At 63.7% G+C, this 18,313-nt stretch carries 15 protein-coding genes; 10 read left to right on the forward strand and 5 right to left on the reverse strand.

The features are described from left to right. The first annotated feature begins 144 nt into the window (after nucleotides 1-144). A complete protein-coding gene (locus tag QMG84_RS11275; protein ID WP_281927956.1) occupies nucleotides 145-1,695 on the forward strand; it encodes a hypothetical protein in 1,551 nt (516 codons plus the stop codon). Here QMG84_RS11275 and QMG84_RS11280 read toward each other — a convergent pair. Next, nucleotides 1,602-2,789, reverse strand: a complete 1,188-nt coding sequence (locus tag QMG84_RS11280) for a glycoside hydrolase family 5 protein (protein ID WP_281927958.1) — start codon at nucleotides 2,787-2,789, stop codon at nucleotides 1,602-1,604. The genes QMG84_RS11275 and QMG84_RS11280 overlap by 94 nt on opposite strands. Before the next feature lie 73 nt (nucleotides 2,790-2,862). On the opposite strand from QMG84_RS11280, the gene QMG84_RS11285 reads away from it, so the two are divergent. The 8 genes from QMG84_RS11285 (at nucleotide 2,863) to QMG84_RS11320 (ending at nucleotide 13,109) form a co-directional block, all read left to right on the forward strand. Further along, the gene (locus QMG84_RS11285) at nucleotides 2,863-4,992 is read left to right on the forward strand and encodes a GumC family protein (protein ID WP_281927960.1); all 2,130 of its coding nucleotides are present in this window, start codon (nucleotides 2,863-2,865) and stop codon (nucleotides 4,990-4,992) included. Between the two features lie 181 nt (nucleotides 4,993-5,173). Beyond that, nucleotides 5,174-7,117, forward strand: coding sequence for an extracellular solute-binding protein (locus tag QMG84_RS11290; RefSeq protein WP_281927962.1), 1,944 nt, complete (start codon nucleotides 5,174-5,176; stop codon nucleotides 7,115-7,117). 432 nt (nucleotides 7,118-7,549) lie between these two features. Continuing rightward, entirely contained in the window at nucleotides 7,550-8,662 is a 1,113-nt protein-coding gene (locus tag QMG84_RS11295) for a microcin C ABC transporter permease YejB (protein WP_281927964.1), read from the forward strand. Nucleotides 8,663-8,666: 4 nt separating this feature from the next. Further along, nucleotides 8,667-9,830 (forward strand): ABC transporter permease, encoded by a 1,164-nt coding sequence (locus QMG84_RS11300; RefSeq protein ID WP_281927966.1) that lies wholly within the window; start codon nucleotides 8,667-8,669, stop codon nucleotides 9,828-9,830. A gap of 32 nt (nucleotides 9,831-9,862) precedes the next feature. Further along, nucleotides 9,863-10,090: a hypothetical protein gene (locus QMG84_RS11305; protein WP_281927968.1), complete on the forward strand. Its 228-nt coding sequence runs from the start codon at nucleotides 9,863-9,865 to the stop codon at nucleotides 10,088-10,090. Nucleotide 10,091: 1 nt separating this feature from the next. After that, entirely contained in the window at nucleotides 10,092-10,559 is a 468-nt protein-coding gene (locus tag QMG84_RS11310; RefSeq protein WP_281927970.1) for a type II toxin-antitoxin system VapC family toxin, read from the forward strand. A gap of 30 nt (nucleotides 10,560-10,589) precedes the next feature. Further along, nucleotides 10,590-12,212 (forward strand): ABC transporter ATP-binding protein, encoded by a 1,623-nt coding sequence (locus QMG84_RS11315; RefSeq protein WP_281927972.1) that lies wholly within the window; start codon nucleotides 10,590-10,592, stop codon nucleotides 12,210-12,212. 90 nt (nucleotides 12,213-12,302) lie between these two features. Next, complete coding sequence (locus QMG84_RS11320) at nucleotides 12,303-13,109, forward strand: phosphorylase family protein (protein WP_202071959.1); 807 nt, start codon at nucleotides 12,303-12,305, stop codon at nucleotides 13,107-13,109. A 168-nt stretch (nucleotides 13,110-13,277) separates the two neighbouring features. Here the strand turns inward: QMG84_RS11320 and QMG84_RS11325 are convergent, their stop codons facing one another. From QMG84_RS11325 to QMG84_RS11335, 3 genes are read right to left on the reverse strand one after another with little or no spacing between them, the layout of a single operon-like run. Next, a complete protein-coding gene (locus QMG84_RS11325; RefSeq protein WP_281927975.1) occupies nucleotides 13,278-13,736 on the reverse strand; it encodes a MaoC family dehydratase in 459 nt (152 codons plus the stop codon). A 4-nt stretch (nucleotides 13,737-13,740) separates the two neighbouring features. Further along, nucleotides 13,741-14,592, reverse strand: coding sequence for a C40 family peptidase (locus QMG84_RS11330; RefSeq protein ID WP_281927977.1), 852 nt, complete (start codon nucleotides 14,590-14,592; stop codon nucleotides 13,741-13,743). Continuing rightward, the gene (locus tag QMG84_RS11335) at nucleotides 14,589-15,977 is read right to left on the reverse strand and encodes a leucyl aminopeptidase family protein (protein WP_281931986.1); all 1,389 of its coding nucleotides are present in this window, start codon (nucleotides 15,975-15,977) and stop codon (nucleotides 14,589-14,591) included. Before QMG84_RS11335 ends, QMG84_RS11330 begins: the two co-directional genes overlap by 4 nt. 99 nt (nucleotides 15,978-16,076) lie before the next feature. On the opposite strand from QMG84_RS11335, the gene QMG84_RS11340 reads away from it, so the two are divergent. After that, nucleotides 16,077-16,913 (forward strand): tetratricopeptide repeat protein, encoded by an 837-nt coding sequence (locus QMG84_RS11340; protein ID WP_281927979.1) that lies wholly within the window; start codon nucleotides 16,077-16,079, stop codon nucleotides 16,911-16,913. Nucleotides 16,914-17,188: 275 nt separating this feature from the next. Here the strand turns inward: QMG84_RS11340 and QMG84_RS11345 are convergent, their stop codons facing one another. Further along, nucleotides 17,189-18,106, reverse strand: a complete 918-nt coding sequence (locus QMG84_RS11345; protein WP_281927981.1) for an outer membrane protein — start codon at nucleotides 18,104-18,106, stop codon at nucleotides 17,189-17,191. Between the last annotated feature and the right edge of the window lie 207 nt (nucleotides 18,107-18,313).

The following is an 18,313-nucleotide window of genomic DNA, read 5'->3' on the forward strand; positions in this document are numbered from 1 at the left end:
TTTCAGGCGAGCGCCCAAGTGACGGGTAAGCTATACCCGTGAATAGACCGTTTGCATTTTCAAACGACTGTAGCGCCAGAGGCCGTTTACGCGATATTAGTCGACGCTGGGAAAAGATGGCCGGCCTGGATCGGGGGATGTTCGATGCGCGCGTCCAGCCCCGCGATGACTGTCTCCGCTAAACGCCGCCAAAACCCGCCGCGCGCCGCCGGCCGCCCAGCCGCCGCGCGGGCTCCCTGGGAGGATGTGCTTCGCGGTTTTGCGATCGCCTTCTTGCTGACGGGCGCGCCGATTGCGCTCCACATCGCCTCGCAACCCGTCGCGCTTGTTTTCTGTATCGTGGCTTCGATCCTCGCTGCGCGGGTCTTCGAGCAGGACGTGCCGGTCATCGTCCTGGTCGCGAATATTTTTCAAAATGTCTTCATTTCTCTGGCTTCGGTGAACTATTCGAGCTTTTCCGACATCGAGCTTCTGAAAAGCTATAACTTCGTCACGACGATCGTCTGCTATGCGGTGGTCGCCTATGGCTATCTGCGCGAGGCTGGCGCGTTCTCGCCCTTTGTGACGCGCATGATCCTGGCGTCGGCCGGCGTTCTTGCGATCGTCGGCGTCTATTTCATTCTCGGCCTGGCGATCAACCCGCGCAGCGCCGTCATTTATCTGCGCAACATCAGCCTGCCGCTCTTCATCTTCCAGAGCTTCCTGATCGTCGGCGTCCGGCACCGCATTCCGCTGCCGCAGACATTGGTCGTGCTGCTGTGGCTGATCATGGCCTGCTGCTATGTCGAGCTGCTCGCAAATGACGCCTGGCTCACATTGACCAACGGGTTTTACTATCTTGATCTCTTCACAGAGAAGCGCATGCTCAATGTCGATGAGATCAGAACCGCGGCCCAACAGGGCATGGTGATCACGAGCCCGCTCGACTATGGCCGCACAAATCTTTTCAACACGTCGCTGACCGCCGATCTCGGCATTCAGGTGCAGCGATTGAATGGGCCGAACTTCAACACGATCAGCCTTGCCTATCTTCTCTCGATCCTCATCGCCTTCCTCGCCGTGAATGGCTTTCCGCTCTCGGCCGCGCTCGCCATGCCGCTGCTGCTCGCGACAAGCGCCAAAGGACCGCTCATTCTTGCGGTGGGATGCATCGGCTTCGTCGCCGCCGCCAAGCGCGCGCGCTCCAACGCGCCGATCCTCGCATTGGGAGCGGCGCTCGCCGTCTACGCGATCCTCGTCTTCATCACCGGCTATGGGAGCGGCGATTACCACGTCATCGGCTTGCTGGGCGGCCTCAACGGCTTCCTCAAGCTGCCGATCGGCCACACCCTTGGCGAGGGCGGCAATCTGTCGATCGAGGATTTTTCGAAGCTCGATTGGAGCGCCTTCCAAAGCGCGGGCGCGTCGGAAGTCGCGGTCGAAAGCGCTTTCGGCGTGCTGCTGTTTCAGATGGGCGTTTGCATCGTCTTCGTGATTGGCTTTTATCTCTGGATCGCCCGCTGTAGCTGGCGGCTCTTTCTTGTCGTGCGCGCGCCTGCGCTGGCTTTCGCCGCAGGCGGACTACTGATCTGCCTGGTCAACGGCCTGTATCAGGAGGAGGCTTATTTCGTGCCGCTGTCGCTGCCCGTCATCATGGGGCTCGTCGCGCTGACGCTCGGCGCCACGGATCGCGCTTTGTCGCCGAGCAGCGCCTGAACAACGCCCTCATCGATAACGCCCAAGTCGTCGAGTAGACCGAAGGACGTGTCATAGTCCCAATGCGCCCAACCGAAGCCCTGGGCCTCGACGGCGGCCCGGGTCGCCGCGAGCCAAGCCAAGCGATCGGCGCGTTTCGCCTTGTCTTTCAGAACGCCGAATTCATTGACGATCACCGGCGCCGAATGCTGCGCGCTCCAGCGCCCGAGCGCGGCGAATTGCGCTGAGATAGCGTTAGCGTTCCAGGCTCGCGCGGCCATGTTGCGCAGCTCATTGGCGAGGCCCGCGTCGCCCTTCTTCTCCGCCGCGCGTGCGAGGGCCAATAGCGTCGGATCGCCCGCGGCGCTGGGAAAGGGAACGCCCCCTCCGCGCCCCCATGGCGCGTTTTGCTCCCAAGTCGCGCCTTGGTGCGTGAACATCATCGGATCGTAGAAATGACAGACATATACGATCCGGTCGTCGGCAAACGGGCGCCAGCCGGCGAGCGCTTCGATCCGGTGATAAGGCGCGGGACCGGCGAGAATATATGTCTTCGGCAGGATCGCCCGCACGACCATCGCAAGCTGCTCGGCGAATGGTCGCCAGATGTCATCTGTGGTCGCGGGCTCGTTCAGCAACTCGGCAAAAATTCTTTCCTGCGGCCATCTTCCGATGCGCTTTGCGAGTATCGGCCAGCCTTCCAGCAACGCCTGATGGGCGCTCTGCGGGTCGCGCTGATGCAAAGCGTTGAAATCCGATGCGGGGTGCAGATCGACGCTCACCGAATAGCCGATCCCGAGCAGACGCTCGATCGCCCGATCGAGATCGTCGAGCGCGCTCGCGATCGTCGCGGGCCCCGAGAAGCGCGCCAGCATATATTCCGCGACGACGGGGAGCCTGACATGGGTCATGCCAAGCGTGCGCAATCGCCGCAAAGTCTCTTCTCTCGGAGACCGGCCGGCGCGCGCGGGCGCCTGATCGGGAAGATTGAAGCCTTTGGCCAGATTTGGCGCAAGTGCGCCTGCGCGCTTGCCGGTCTCGGCGCCTGCCGCCGTGGAAAGGCCCGCCGCCAGCGGGAGAAGCAGGGCCTCGCGCCTCGACAATCGCGTCTTCACAATCGCTTCCGTAACGCATGGTTAATGAGTTGCATATTCTATTGGGCCCGCGTCTCTGGGTGAACTGGTTTAGATGACGAATTTGCGCGCGACAAAAAACAGCCAATCTACGGATCGCGCGGGCGCCTCCGATGGCGTCCTGGACCTGTGGCGCGAACCGTCGCGGCGCGCCTATGCGATCATCGATCCCGGCGCCGTCTGGCTCTTCCTGCGTCGCAATGCGCTTCGCATCCTGACGGCCTCGGCAATCGCCTCCGCAGTGCTGTTCGGCGCCTCGATTTTTATCTTCAAGAAATATACGGCGACCGCAATTGTCATGGTCGACCCGCGCAGCGCGCGCGTCACGAAATCGGGCGGCGTCATTTCCAACATCGGCGGCGACGCCATCGCGATCGAAAGCCTCGTGCAGGTCGCCAAGGGCGAAGGTTTTCTCGCCGAGCTGGTCGATGCGCTGGACCTGACCAAGGACCCCTATTTCGGCGGAAAAGGCGACGAACCCGAGGCGAAGCGTCTTTCGACGGTCGAGAAACTGGCCTCGAAACTCGCCATCGCGCGCCGTGGCACGACTTACGTGATCGACGTCACCGCCGTGACGAATTCGGCCGAGGCGAGCGCCCGGCTCGCCAACGCCGCCGCAAAGCAGCTCGTCGTCGATCAGAACGACTTGCGCACCGGCGCAAGCTCCAAGACCGCGCAGGAAATCGAAGCGCGCCTGACCGAGCTTCGCGGGCGCGTGAACCGCGCCGAAGAAGCGGCGGCGGAGCTGAAGGCGCGCCTGAAAGTCACCGATGCGGGCCAAGGATATACGCTTCTCGAACGCCGCATCGCCGAACTGAATCAGCAGCTCGTCCTCGCCGGCGCCGGCGCGGCCGAAGCGCGGGCGCGGTTCGAAACGCTGAAAAAACTGGGGCCGAACGCCGGCGAGAGCCTGCCGCAATCCCTCCAATCCCCCGTGCTCGCCACGCTGCGCGGCGATTACGCCCGGCTCTCCAGCCAATCGGCGGATCAAGCGACCGTGCTCGGACCGCGCCACCCGGAAGTCCTGAGACTGAACGCGCAGATGGCCGATCTGCGGCGGCAGATCAGCGCCGAATTCACCCGGATGATCGCCTCCGCGAAAACGGCTTTCCTCGAAGCCCAGGAGCGCGAGGCCGACCTTTCGCGCCAGTTGAAGGCCGCGCAGACGGAAAGCGGCGAGCTTGGTCCGCAAATGGTCAAGCTCGGTGAATTGGAGCGCGAAGCCAAGGCCGAACGCGATGTCTATGAAGAGCTTCTAAACCGCCAGCGCGAGCTTGCTCAGGTCAAGGGGCTGGAGCCCAGCGACATCCGTATCGTGTCGCCGGCGACCCCGCCCACGAAGACCTCGCCGAGCCGCATCTTGCTCGCCATCGGCAGCGCCGTCCTCGGCCTGATTGCGGGGCTCGCTTACGCCATCGCGCGCGAATGGCGGCAGACGACGCTACGCACCGCCTCGCAAGCCGAAAGGCTCGGCGGCGCGGGCGTCCTCGGCTTCCTGCCGCTCATGGGCGCGGCGCCGGCCCAGGAGCCAAGCGACGACACACTTCCAAATCTCACCCCCTGGCTCGCGGAAATCTGCGCAGATTTAGCCCCGGACGCCGGCGGCGAGAGCGTCACTTTGCTGATTTCGTCGACGCGCCGGGGCGAAGGGCGCTCGACCATCGCCGCAAATATCGCGGTCTATCTCGCGCAGGGCGGCGACCGCGTTCTGCTCATCGAGGCGGACAAATCCGACCATGTGCAAAAGCCGGGCTTCGGCCTTCTGGACATTCTCGATTCCGGCGAAAACTTGAGAAGCGCGCTCGTCGATCAGGCGTTCGGCGGATATACTTTTCTTCCCTATGGCGGCCGCACGGTGGCGCGCGAAAGCTCGATCGGGGGGCTCATGAGCGGCTTGACGCTGCGCGCGACCCTCAATCTCGCCCGTCGCTGGTTCGACGTCATCGTGATCGATGGCCCGCCGGCGCTGGAGGCGCCGCATGCGCGTTTTCTGGCGGCGCAGGCGGACAGAACCGTCTTCCTCGTCGAATGGGACAAAACGAGCGCCGCGGAGGTCGACGCCGCGCTGGAGCGGCTGGATTTGAACGAGGTCGCCGTCGTCTATAACAAGGTCGACGCGAAACGGTTGCGCCTATACGATCCCGAACAGTCGCAGCAGATGACCGATCTCGCCACCGCGGCATAGCGCCGATTGTTTCCTTCCTTTATCGAAGGACGAAGGGTCAGAGCGGACCGCGAGCCTTCAGGCTCGCATTCCACGGCGAGCCTGAAGGCTCGCGGTCCAAAGCCCCCTCCCCTCTCTCTATCGGTCGAATGGCATAAAGTCTGGCGGCCCCGCCAAAAACCGACATAATTCAGGGAGAATCATGAAGGGCGCGCCAGCGACGCCCGTCCCCCTGCCCGAGGTCAATTTGGCTGATCGTCCCTTCGCCTATCCGCTCTCCCGCCGCGGTCTGATCCGATCCGGCGCGCTCGGCGCCGCCGCCCTCTTCGCCCCTTCTGGCTTCGCCAAAGACGCAAAACAGGCTTCCGCTACGCCTGCTCTGGCGCCGGGCGAGACCGAGAGCCATGGGCTCTCGACCTTCGGCGACCTCGCCCTGCCCGCCGACTTCACGCAGTTCGGCTATGTCAGGGCGGATGCGCCGAAGGGCGGGCAGCTCACGCTCACGACCCAGGCGTCGACCTATGACTCGCTCAACGGCTTTATTCTGCGCGGCACGCCGGCGCAGGGCGTCTCGATCATTTTCGACAGCCTGCTCACGGCGAGCTTAGATGAGCGCGACGCCTATTACGGCCTTGTCGCGCGCGCCGTGCGCGTCTCGCCGGATAAGCTCACCTATCGGTTCCTGCTGCGCAAGGAGGCGCGCTTCCACGATGGCTCGCCGCTGACGGCCGAGGACTGCGCCTTCTCGCTCAATATCCTCAAGAGCAAGGGCCATCCGATCATCGCCCAGATGCTGCGCGATCTGGTCTCGGCGGAGCCCGAGGCGGACGACGTTCTCGTCGTCAAGCTGGCGCCGAGCCGCACGCGCGATCTGCCGCTCGTCATCGCCGGACAACCGATCTTCTCGAAGGCCTATTACGCCAACCGCGCCTTCGACGAGACCACGCTCGAGCCGCCGCTCGGCTCGGGCGCCTATAAGATCGGCGCTTTCGAGCAGGGCCGCTTCAACGGCTTCGATCGCGTCGCCGATTATTGGGGCAAGGACCTGCCCGTGAACGTCGGTCAGAACAACTTCGACCACATCAAGTTCGAATATTTCGGCGACAGCAATGTCGCCTTCGAAGGCTTCAAGGCCGGAGCCTATACGCTGCGGGTGGAAGACACGGCGCGCCTCTGGGCGACGGGCTACGACTTCCCCGCCGTGCGCGAAAAGCGCGTCCTCAAGGAAACCTTCCAGAATAACCGCATCCCCGGCATTCAGGGCTGGTGCTTCAACACCCGCCGCCCGATGTTCAAGGACGCCCGCATCCGCGAGGCGCTCGGCTACGCCTTCGACTTCCAATGGGCGAGCCACAATCTGATGTATGACGCCTATAAGCGCGTCACTTCCTATTTCGAGAACTCGGACCTGGCGGCGACCGGCGAACCCGACGCCGCGGAGCTCGCTCTGCTCGAGCCGTTCCGCGCCGAGCTTTCGCCGCAGGTCTTCGGCCCCGCGCCCATGCCGCCGGTTTCGGACGGCTCGGGGCAGGATCGCAACCTTCTGCGCAAGGCCAATGAGCTGCTGCTGGCGGCGGGCTGCGTGCGCAAGGGCGAGAAACTGTTTCTCCCCGACGGCAAACCGCTCGAATTCGAATTCCTCGACCGCTATAATCTCTTCGAGCGCATCACCCTGCCCTTCATCAAGAATCTGAAGCTGCTCGGCGTGACCGCCACCTTCCGCGTAATCGACAGCGCGCAATATAAGCAACGGATGGAGACCTTCGACTTCGACGTCACGGTCGACAACATGCTGATGAGCCACTCGCCGGGCGAGGAGCTGCGCAATTATTTCGGCTCCGAGGCCGCGACCTTCAACGGCTCGCGCAATCTCGCCGGCGTTTCGAGCAAGGCGATCGACGCGCTGATCGACAAGGCGCTCAAGGTGGAAACGCGCGCCGAGCTCGTCACCGTCTGCCGCGCGCTCGACCGCGTGCTGCGCGCCGGGCATTATACGCTCTTCCATTATTATACGCCGGTCGACCGCATCGCCCATTGGGACGTCTTCGGAAGACCCGACCAGCCGCCGAAATATGAGGTGGGCTATACCTCCACCTGGTGGTGGGACGAAGAGAAGGCCAAGAAAATCAACTTCGCGGGACGGTGATGGTGGTTCGCCGATCGATCGGGACTCTAAGGCAGGACCGACCAAGCTCGCCACCGTCCAATACCTCCCCTTTACGGGGAGGTCGGCGGCCAAAGGCCGCCGGGTGGGGTTCTCGCCGCCAAGACTCGGGCCGGGGCGGACCCCACCCGACGCCGCTTCGCGGCGCCACCCTCCCCGTAAAGGGGAGGGAGACGCTCACGCCCAGCCTTCGCCTGATTGCCCCAGGCTTTCGGCCGACTGGAATGGTTCTGTTTGAACAGCTCGCATTGGGGCTTGTCATTCCCGGCGGGCTGAAAGCCCGACCGGGAATCCAGAGCCACAAAAGCGCTGTTTCTGCTCTGGATTCCCGATCGCTCGCTGCGCGATCGTCGGGAATGACACCGATCCAATCAAGCGGATCTCGCACGACATCCGAACGGGAAATATAGACAAATGGGCGCCTATATCGCGCGACGCGTGCTGCTGATGATCCCGACCATTCTCGGAATCATGCTCATTTCCTTCGCCATCGTGCAATTCGCGCCGGGCGGGCCGGTCGAGCGCATCATCGCGCAGCTTCAAGGCTTCGACGTCGGCGCGACCTCGCGTTTCTCGGGAGGCGGCGGCGACGTCGGCCATTCGGGCGGCGCACAGGCGACCGGCGGCGCGGCGGACACCTCGTCCAAATATCGCGGCGCGCAGGGCCTCGATCCGAAATTCATCGCGGAACTGGAAAAACAGTTCGGCTTCGACAAGCCGGCCTGGGAACGCTTTCTGCTGATGGTGAGAAACTACGCCATGTTCGATTTCGGCCGCAGCTATTTCCGCGACGAAAGCGTCATCAAGCTCATCGGCGAGAAACTTCCCGTCTCCATGTCGCTCGGCCTATGGATGACGCTTCTCTCCTATTCGATCTCCATTCCGCTCGGCATCGCAAAGGCGGTCCGCGACGGAACGCGGTTCGACGCCTGGACCTCCAACGTCATCATCATCGGCTACGCCATACCGAGCTTCCTCTTCGCCATGCTGCTGATCGTGCTCTTCGCCGGCGGCTCCTTCTGGCAGATTTTCCCGCTGCGGGGCCTCACATCCGATGATTTCGGGCAGCTCTCTCTCTTGGATAAGGTGAAGGATTATCTCTGGCATATCGTGTTGCCGGTGAGCGCCATGACGCTCGGCGCCTTCGCCACGCAGACCTTCCTGACCAAGAACTCCTTCCTCGATGAAATCCGCAAGCAATATGTCCAGACGGCGCGCATGAAGGGCCTGACCGAGAACCGCGTTCTCTACGGCCATGTCTTCCGCAACGCCATGCTGATCGTCATCGCCGGCTTTCCGGGCGCCTTTGTGCACGCCTTTCTAACCGGCTCCGTGCTGATCGAAACGATCTTCTCGCTCGATGGGCTCGGTTATCTCTCTTTCGAAAGCATTGTGAACCGTGATTATCCGGTGGTGTTCGCCAATCTCTATATCTTCGCCTTGCTCGGCCTGGTCGTAAATCTGATCTCCGACCTCACCTACACATGGATCGATCCACGGATCGATTTCGAGACGCGCGAGGTTTGAGCCGATGAGCGTGATCGACACAGACACAAGGCTTGCCCCGCCCATCGCCCGCAACGGGCTGCTGCGGCTTTCGCCGCTCGACCAGCGCCGGCTCGCCAGCTTCAGGGCCAATAAGCGGGGCTATTGGTCCTTCTGGATCTTCATGACGCTCTTCGTCATGTCGCTCCTCTCCAACATCCTCGCCAACGACCGGCCGATTGTCGCCTGGTACAAGGGCGAGCTTCTATTTCCCGCATTCGTCTCCTATCCGGAGGAGAAGTTCGGCGGCTTCCTGGCGCGCACGGATTATCGCGATCCGGTGATCGCCAATGAGATCGAGGCGCATGGCTGGATGCTCTGGCCGCCGATCCACTATTCTTACGACACGCATAATCTCGAGCTGCCGGTGCCGGCGCCCTCGCCGCCGACCTGGATGCTCACGCAGAAGCAATGCGAAGCCGCCGTCGCCAAGGGCCTGCACCCGGGCGAAGCCAACCGCGGCTGCGCGGCGCTGGAATATAACTGGCTCGGCACGGACGATCAGGGGCGCGACGTCGTCGCGCGGCTCCTTTACGGCTTCCGTATCTCGGTGCTGTTCGGGCTCATCCTCGCGACGATCTCCTCCGTCGTCGGCGTCGCTGCGGGGGCCATACAGGGCTATTTCGGCGGGCGCGTGGATCTCGTTTTCCAGCGCTTCATCGAGGTCTGGTCGTCGCTGCCGCAGCTTTATCTGCTCATCATCATCTCGTCCTTCCTGACGCCGGGCTTTTTCGTGCTGCTGGGAATCCTGCTGCTCTTTTCCTGGGTGTCGCTCGTTCACGTGGTGCGCGCCGAGTTCCTGCGCGCGCGCAACTTCGAATATGTGAACGCCGCTCGGGCGCTGGGGCTGTCGAATTTCCGGATCATCGTGAAACATCTCCTGCCCAACGCCACGGTGGCGACGCTGACCTTCCTGCCCTTCATCCTCAATTCGTCGATCACGACGCTGACGGCGCTGGACTTCCTCGGCTTCGGCCTGCCGCCCGGCTCGCCCTCGCTCGGCGAATTGCTGCTGCAAGGCAAATCCAACCTCCAGGCGCCGTGGCTGGGGCTTACCGGCTTCGCGATCATCGCGCTCATGCTGTCGCTGCTCGTCTTCATCGGCGAGGCCGTGCGCGACGCCTTCGATCCGAGGAAGAATTTCCAATGATCCGTGGTAGGATGCCGCAGGAGGCCAAGGCCATGAACAAGATTGTGCGACGGCACTTCCCGGCGGAGAAACTGCCAGAAGAGCTGAAAGCCGGCCTGGACCCGTGCTCTCAGGTTACCGTCACGCTGGAAGCCGAGGATCGCCCCGAGAAGGTCATGTCCCTGGAAGAAATGTTCGCCTTGCGCCGAGACGTGTATGCGTCTCGGCGCGAGATAAATGCGGACATCGACGCCATGCGCGACGAATGGGGCGCACCCTGACGTGCCCGCGCCTCTGGTCTATATGGACACGAACGCATTTGTCGCCGGGTTCGAATTGCCGCAGAACGAGGCCGAGCCTGTCCAAAACCTCCTCGTCGCCCTGCGGGGAAGGCCGCTCTCAGTCGTAACGAGCGAACTCACGCTTGCAGAGCTTCTTGCCCCTACATCACGCGCCGGGACTCTCCCCTTGGGGGTGAAGCGTCGCCTGTATCTCGACCTGCTTGTCTGGAGTCGTCTCGTGGATTTGCGCCCGATAACACGAGAAATCCTCATCGAGACGGCCGACCTGCGGCAGGCTGCGCCTCACCGCTTGCCAGACGCTATCCATGTCGTTACGGCGATCCACACGCAATGCGACTTCTTCCTATCCGGCGACAAGCGGATCAAACCGCCGGATGGCATGGCTTTGGTCGAGCCTGACAGGTCAGGAGTCGGCCGCATTCTCGACGCTTGGTCCAACAACTCGTGAGCGCCGATGAACGAATTTAAAGCGACGCCCATGAACGCCCCCCTCCTCGACGTCCGCGACCTCTCGGTCGCCTTCCTGCAAGGCGGGCGCGAAACCATCGCCGTGGATCGCGTCTCCTTCTCGCTCGAACGCGGCAAGACGCTGGCGCTCGTCGGCGAGTCGGGCTCGGGCAAATCCATCAGCGCCCTCTCGATCGTGCGGCTCCTGCCGCCGGGCGCCATTGCGACGGGCGAGGCGCTCTTTGGCGGCGAAGACATGCTGAAAGTCAGCGACGGCGCGCTTCGCGCCGTCCGCGGGGCGCGCATCACCATGGTCTTTCAGGAGCCCATGACCTCGCTCAATCCGCTGCATACGATCGAGCAGCAGATCGCCGAAATCCTCGAGCTGCATGGCATGCGCGGGTACGAGGCCTTGCGCAAACGCGTCGTCGAGCTGCTGACCGAGGTTGGCATCCCGAACCCCGAGGCGCGGCTCGGCGCCTATCCGCACCAGCTTTCCGGCGGCCAGCGGCAGCGCGTCATGATCGCCATGGCGCTCGCCAATAAGCCCGACCTCCTCATCGCCGACGAGCCGACGACGGCGCTCGACGTCACCGTGCAGGCGCAGATCATCGCGCTGCTCGAACGTCTGCAGCAGACCTATGGCATGGCGATCCTGTTCATCACGCACGACCTCAATCTCGTGCGGCGGTTCGCCGACACAGTCTGCGTCATGCAGAAGGGCCGGATCGTCGAAAGCGGCGACGTGGCGAAGGTCTTCGAGACGCCGAGCCATCCCTATACGAAAGCGCTGCTCACGGCCGAACCCAAGGGCGATCCCATCGTCGAGGACGAGAAGGCGCCGATCGTGGTCTCGGCCGACAATCTGCGCGTCTGGTTCCCGATCAAGCGCGGCTTCATGCGCCGCACTGTCGATCACGTAAAGGCCGTCGACGGCGTCAGCGTCACGGTGCGCGAAGGCGGCACGGTCGGCGTCGTGGGCGAGTCCGGCTCCGGCAAGACGACGCTGGCGCTCGCCATGCTCCGCCTCATCCGCTCGGAGGGGCCGATCGTCTTTCTCGGCGCGCGCATCGACGGCAAGAGCGTCGCCGAAATGCGCCCGCTGCGACGCGACATGCAGGTGGTTTTTCAAGACCCCTATGGCTCGCTGTCTCCGCGCATGTCGGTCGCCGATATCGTCGCGGAAGGGCTCACCGTGCAGCGGCCCGAGCTGACGCTCGACGAGCGCCGCGAAATCGTCGCGCGCGCCTTGACGGAAACCGGCCTCGATCCCGCGACCATGGATCGCTATCCGCATGAGTTCTCGGGCGGCCAGCGTCAGCGCATCGCCATCGCGCGCGCCATCGTTCTGGAGCCGAAATTCGTCGTGCTGGACGAGCCGACCTCCGCGCTCGACATGACCGTGCAGGCGCAGATCATCGACCTGCTGCGCGATCTGCAGAGGCGGCGCGGCCTCGCCTATCTCTTCATCAGCCACGATCTGCGCGTCGTGAAGGCGCTCGCCGGCGAGCTGATCGTGATGCGGCACGGGAAGGTCGTCGAATCCGGCCCGGCGGCGAAGCTCTTCGCTGAGCCGGAAAGCGACTATACGCGCGCGCTCTTTGCGGCGGCCTTCCGCGAAAAACCGGCGCTCTCCGATCGAGAGCTCCCTTGATCTCCGCTGTCGCCATGCTTGATCGCCGCCGCGGGCGCTGCGACAATCCCAGGCAGAGTTCGAAGCGATTCTTGGACAATAGAGGTTCCTATGAGCGCCCCCGCTGAAGAAGCTGCGGCAATTATCAGATCGCGTTGCGACATCGGCGCGGTCGACAGCGCGATCATTTTGAGCCGTTTGTTTTTCAGCTCTGCTGATATTGGCGAGCGCGTCGCCACCTTCGCCTATGCCGAGCTGCCGGGCTTTCCTGTCGCTCCTGGCCTTGAGGACGGCGAGCTGATCGTCTCCATGGTCGACGGCGCCCCGGCGGTGCTGCTGAAGGGAACCTCGACCTTCCACGAAACCGGCGATCCGAGCCTCATGGCCGGACCGATGGAGACCCTCGCGCTTCTGGGCGTGCGCAGCGTGCTCTGCACGGGGCTCGTTCAATCGGTGCAGGCCGACCTCGTGCCGAGCAGCATCGTGCTCGTGACCGACCATATCAATTTCACCGGCCTCAACCCGCTGATCGGCGCGCCGGCCGACGGCAAGGCCGTCATCAATATGAACGACGCCTATGACAAGCGCCTGCTGCGTCGCGTGAAGGCCGCCGCGGGAAGCGCGGGCGTTTCACTGCACGAAGGTATTTTGATGTGGTTCTCCGGCCCGAGCTTCGAGACGCCGGCCGAAGCAAAGGTCGCACGCCAGCTCGGCGCCGATCTCATCGGATGGAACATCGTTCCCGAGGCGATCCTCGCGCGACGCTACGGGATGCTCTTCTCCGGCGTCACGGTCGTCACGGATTTCGGGGCGGGCTTCTCCAACGGCAACCCCTCGCCCGATCTCACGCGCGGCCCCGCGGTCGCCGGCGTCGTCGCCTGCAAAAGGCTGCTGCGCAATTTCTGCAAAATCCGCTGAGGGGTTACGAGATCGGCTCGATTGGATCGCTGTCATTCCCGACGCTCGCGCAGCGAGCGATCGGGAATCCAGGGCAACATTAGCTACTATTGCTCTGGATTCCCGGTCGGGCTTTCAGCCCGCCGGGAATGACACAGCCCAATGCAAGCTGTTCAAACGGAAATGGTATTACTTCTCATCAGGCCTGCGTAAGGCGAGCATCGTCGCCTCGATCGTCTGCACCGCCACGCCGTCCTGATTATAGGTCGAGGCCTCAAAAGTGACGTAGCCCCTGCCCGTTTGCGAGCGGGACGGTCGGAGTTTTGTAATCTCGCCCTCGATATGCAAGCGATCGCCGGGGCGCACCGGCCGCTTCCACGAAATCCGCGTATCCGTCCCGATGACGCCGCCGGCGAAAGCCAGTCCGCAGAAGTCGAGCAATAGACGCAAGGTCAAAGCGCCCGTCTGCCAGCCGCTGGCGATCAGGCCGCCGAAGAGACTCTCTTTGGCCGCGTCCGGATCGACGTGGAAATATTGCGGATCATTGTCACGTGCGAAGCGGATGATCTGCTCCTGCGTCACCTCGACGGCCTCGGAGCGCAAAGGCTGGCCGACGTAAAGATCATCGAAGAAAACTACTTTCGTCATGCCGCTATCTCGCCAAACGCTTCACGCTCGTAATATCGCCGGCCCCGGCTTCGAGATTTCGCGCCCGCACGAGATCGAGGGGCTCGCTGGAGACGAGCATATGCGCGCCATTGGCGTGTAGCAGCGTCGTTGCGTCGCGCATGATCCCGACATGGCCCTTCCAGAAGATCAAATCGCCGCGCATGAGCGGCGCGCCGATGTCCACGGGCGCGCCAAGTTGCGCCTCCTGCATGTCGCTGTCGCGCGGCGCGGACTTGCCGGCCGCGGCGAGCGAGATCTGCACCAGGCCGGAGCAGTCGACGCCAATCGAGGATTTGCCGCCCCAAAGATAAGGCGCGCCGATTAGCGTCTCCGCGACAGCGACGAAATCGGACGCGGTCGCGTCGAGCGCCGCAAGATGTGGACGCCAGATGAAGCCCAGATCGCGCGTGACAAGGAAATTGTCGCGCGCATCGACGATCTCGACCTCGGCGGAAAGAGGCAAGGCCAGAAGCGGCGGCTGCTTGATGCTCGCCGCCGGATAGACGAAAGTGCGCGGCACGCAGACGCTATGGGTGGGCTCGCGCAAGGCGCTCCACAGCGTGTTGGCGGCGATCCAACCGACGTAACCGTCGCGCGCGAGCTGCGCCCAGGCCCAGCCCTCCTCCTCGTCATAGACGGTGACGCGCTCGCCATAGAGCGCCTGCGTGTCGATCGGGCAATCGGGGCGCGGTTCGCGGCGCAGATCGACAACGCCCTCTTTCACTTCCATTACGGCGCCTTCGACGAAGCGCTCGGCCGTGACGCGGCCCTTCAAATGAGCCGCGGCAATGTCGGGACGCGCGGGGGTGAGCCGCCGGTCGAATGTCTCGCTCACGCCGTCGCCTTCTTTTTCGCACGCGTCTCGATAAGGTCGTAGAGGAGACGCGCGGCCTGCGCCTCGCCGCCCTCGGGGCGTCCGGGTTTGGTGGAGGGATTCCAGCAATAGACGTCGAAATGCGCCCAGCGGCTCGGATCGCTGACGAAGCGCCGCAGGAACAACGCCGCCACGATGGACCCCGAGAAGCCGCCGCTCGTGACGCTCACGAGATCGGAAATCTTGCCGTCGAGCCCGCCGTCGTAATTCTCCCAGAGCGGCAAGCGCCAGACGGGATCATTGGCGCTGCGCCCGCAAGCAGCAATCTCATCGGCGAGGGCGTCGTCGCCCGTATAGAAAGGCGGCAGCTCCGGCCCCAGCGCAACGCGCGCCGCGCCGGTCAACGTCGCGAAGTCGAACAAAAGATCTGGCTGATCCTCGCTCACATAAGCGAGCGCGTCGGCGAGAATGAGACGCCCTTCCGCATCCGTATTGCCGACCTCGACAGTGAGCCCCTTGCGGCTGCGATAAATATCGCCCGTGCGGAAAGCGTTCGCGGAAATAGAATTCTCGACGATCGGCAGCAGCACCCGCAGCCGAATCGGAAGGCCGGCGTCCATCAGCATGGCGGCCAGAGCCAGCGCCACGGCGGCGCCGCCCATGTCCTTCTTCATCAGCGCCATCGCTGAGGAAGGTTTGATGTCGAGACCGCCCGTATCGTAGCAGACGCCCTTGCCGACGAGCGTCACCTTCAGCCCGTCTTCGGGCCCATGGGCGAATTCCACGAGGCGCGGCGCCTGGGCGGAAGCACGGCCTACCGCGTGAATCAGCGGAAAATTCTCGACGAGCAGCGCATCGCCGACGATCGCGCGCGACGGTGCGCCAAATTTGGCGGCAAGCGCGAGCGCCGATTCGGCGAGCGCCTCCGGCCCCATGTCATTTGCCGGCGTGTTCACGAGGTCGCGGCCAAGCGCGACTGCGCTCGCAATGCGCTCGATGCGCGCGCGATCTATGCCCTGCGGCGCGCAGAGACGCGGCTTTTCGCCTTTCGGCGCGACATAGCGCGAGAAGGAATAGCTTGCGAGCAGAAAGGCGAGCGCGGCGGTCTGCGGGTCGGCGACGTTCTCGCCAAGACGATAGAGCCCGGCGGGCAAGGACGCGGCGAGCTTGCCGGCGAGGAAGGGGTCGCGCTTTTTGGCGTCCGGCGCCTCCACGCCAAAGAAGACGCGCGCTGGGGCGCCGTCGAGCGCGGGCGCAATCAGCAGGGTTCCCGGCTTCGCCTCGAATGCATTTGCGGCGGCAAGCGCAGCAACCGCCGCCGGCAAGGTCTCCCTCACCTGCGGCCACCGGCTCTTATCAACGAAGTCGATCGCGATCGCCTCGGTCGACCAATCCTGAAGCTTCATCGTCATCGGCGCGTTTAGCCTCCGTTAAGCATCCATTAGGGTTAACGCTTTATTGCTCGCGTCTGAAGCTTTCTCACAAGACAACGGACCAGATTCGCCGTGCAAAAGGCGCTCTCCCCTACCGCGAAACCGCTCCGTCTCTGCGCCGTCGCCATTGCCGCACTCATTGGGCTCTCCGGCTGCAACAAGACCTCTCTCGGCGACATCACCGGCTCCATCGGCCGCCCCTCGACCACGCTGCCGACGGACGAAGGACAGCTTCGCCGATTCGCCGAGGAATGGGGACAGCGCTACGACCGGAGCCCGAAAGATAAGGTGACGGCCATGACCTACGCCAGAGCCTTGCACGCGCTGGACCAGAATGCGCAAGCGGTCGCCGTGCTGCGCGGGCTCGCCATCGTCTATCCCGAGGATATGAAGGTGCTCGGCGCCTATGGCAAGGCGCTTGCCGACGCCGGCAACGTCAAAGAGGCGGCGGAAGTCCTGCAAAAGGCCCATACGCCCGAGCGGCCCGACTGGTCCGTTCTCTCGACGCAAGGCTCGCTCGCCGATCAGCTCGGCGACCACGAGGCGGCGCGCGGCTATTACGAAGCGGCGCTGAAGATTCGCCCGAACGAGCCGACGGTTCTTTCCAACCTCGGCCTTTCCTATGCGCTGGCGAAAAACCTGCCGCGCGCCGAAGAGACGCTGCGCCTCGCCGCGAATCAGCCCGGAGCCGATATGCGGGTGCGTCAGAACCTCGCCCTGGTGCTGGCGCTGCAGGGGAAATTCTCCGAGGCCGAAGAATTGTCACGCCGCGATCTCTCGCCGATCGACGCCGCGCAGAACGTCGCCTCCATCCGCCAGATGATCTCGCAGTCCGACACCTGGCGCGACATCCAGACCGGCGGCGCCGGTCGTGGAAACGCGGGAACGAAGGGCGCCGCAGCGCGCTAAAGGCGCGGCCTCCAAAAGCGAAAAGGCCCGGCTTTTCAAGCCGGGCCTCAGTTTGTTGACAAACCTCCGAGGCGGCCTCGTCCTTCGAGACGCGAGCGTCGCTCGCTCCTCAGGATGAGGCCTAAGTGTTTGACCCAGATGCAGAAGCTCCTCATGCTGAGGAGCCTGCGCGGCAGGCGTCTCGAAGCACGAGGGGCGTCAATCCATCACGTCGCCAGAAAGCCGAAAGGCCCGGCCTTTCGGCCGGGCCTCTCGTTTCGATCTAACCGATCAGATCAGTATTTCGCGACGATCGGAGCCGGAGCGCCCCAATTGAAGTGATAGTTCAGGCCCGCGCGGACGATGTGGCCGTTGAAGCGGGTGGTCGTCTGCGGAGCGACGCCCGTGAAGTTGCCGACAGCGGCGACCTGGCCGACGTTGACCAGCGCATTCTGAGCGACGGTTACGTTGCCGAGGTCATAATAGAGATATTCCACCTTGGCGGACCAGTTCGGCCAGAACATCCACTCGACGCCGCCGCCCGCGGTCCAGCCGACGCGCGTGTCGGAGAAGGCCGCGTTCGAGAAATAGGCGTTGCCGACGTTGCCGACCGGATTGACAGTGAACTGCTGGAAAACAGAGCTGTTGAGCGTCACGCCGGCATAGGCCAAGCCGCCCGTGCCGTAGAGCAGCAGAGTCGGCGTGGCGAGCCAGCCGAGACGGCCGCGCACCGTGCCGATATAGTCGATGTTGCGGCGGGCGCTGGAGATGCTCACCAGCGGGCCATTGATGGAAGTGTTGGCGATCCCGACGCCGGAAACGTTGTTGCTGCTGCCCGCAATGCCCTGGATGTCAGCCTCGACGCCGACGACGAAGCGGTTATAGAACTGCCAGTTGTAGCCAATCTGGCCGCCGCCGATGAAACCGCCCGAGTTGGCGCTGAGCGAAGAGGACGCAAGCGCGGCGGAAACCGGCAGAGCCTGCACGCCGCCAGCCGAACCGTTGCTGAAAATCGGATATCCAACGGTGTTGATGGCGTTGCTGCTCGCCCAGGTTCCGCCAGCGTTCAAGCCGACGTAGAAGCCCGTCCACAGCGGAGCCGGCGGGGGCGGCGGGGGGAGGACCGGCGGGCCCTTGCGCGACGGAAGGTCGGCCGCGAGCGCGGAGCCGGCGGTCAGCGCCAGAGCGGCGACCGAAAGAGCGACTTTTTTCATTCCAGCCTCATATTTCAAAAACAAAGGTCGGAGACGCGCCAAAGGCATGTCCTCGAGGAAGCGCCAGGCTGGGCCGGAGAAGCAATCCCTCCACGCCAAAGCCTTCGCCACTAATCAGCAGGCGCCCCTGCTCATTGTCAACGAACTCCATGCGCCAAACCGCCCCCGCGCGCCATTTAGTCCCGGACCGTTGCACGGGAGACACTA

Source organism: Methylocystis iwaonis, assembly GCF_027925385.1.
Taxonomy (GTDB): Bacteria; Pseudomonadota; Alphaproteobacteria; order Rhizobiales; family Beijerinckiaceae; genus Methylocystis; species Methylocystis iwaonis.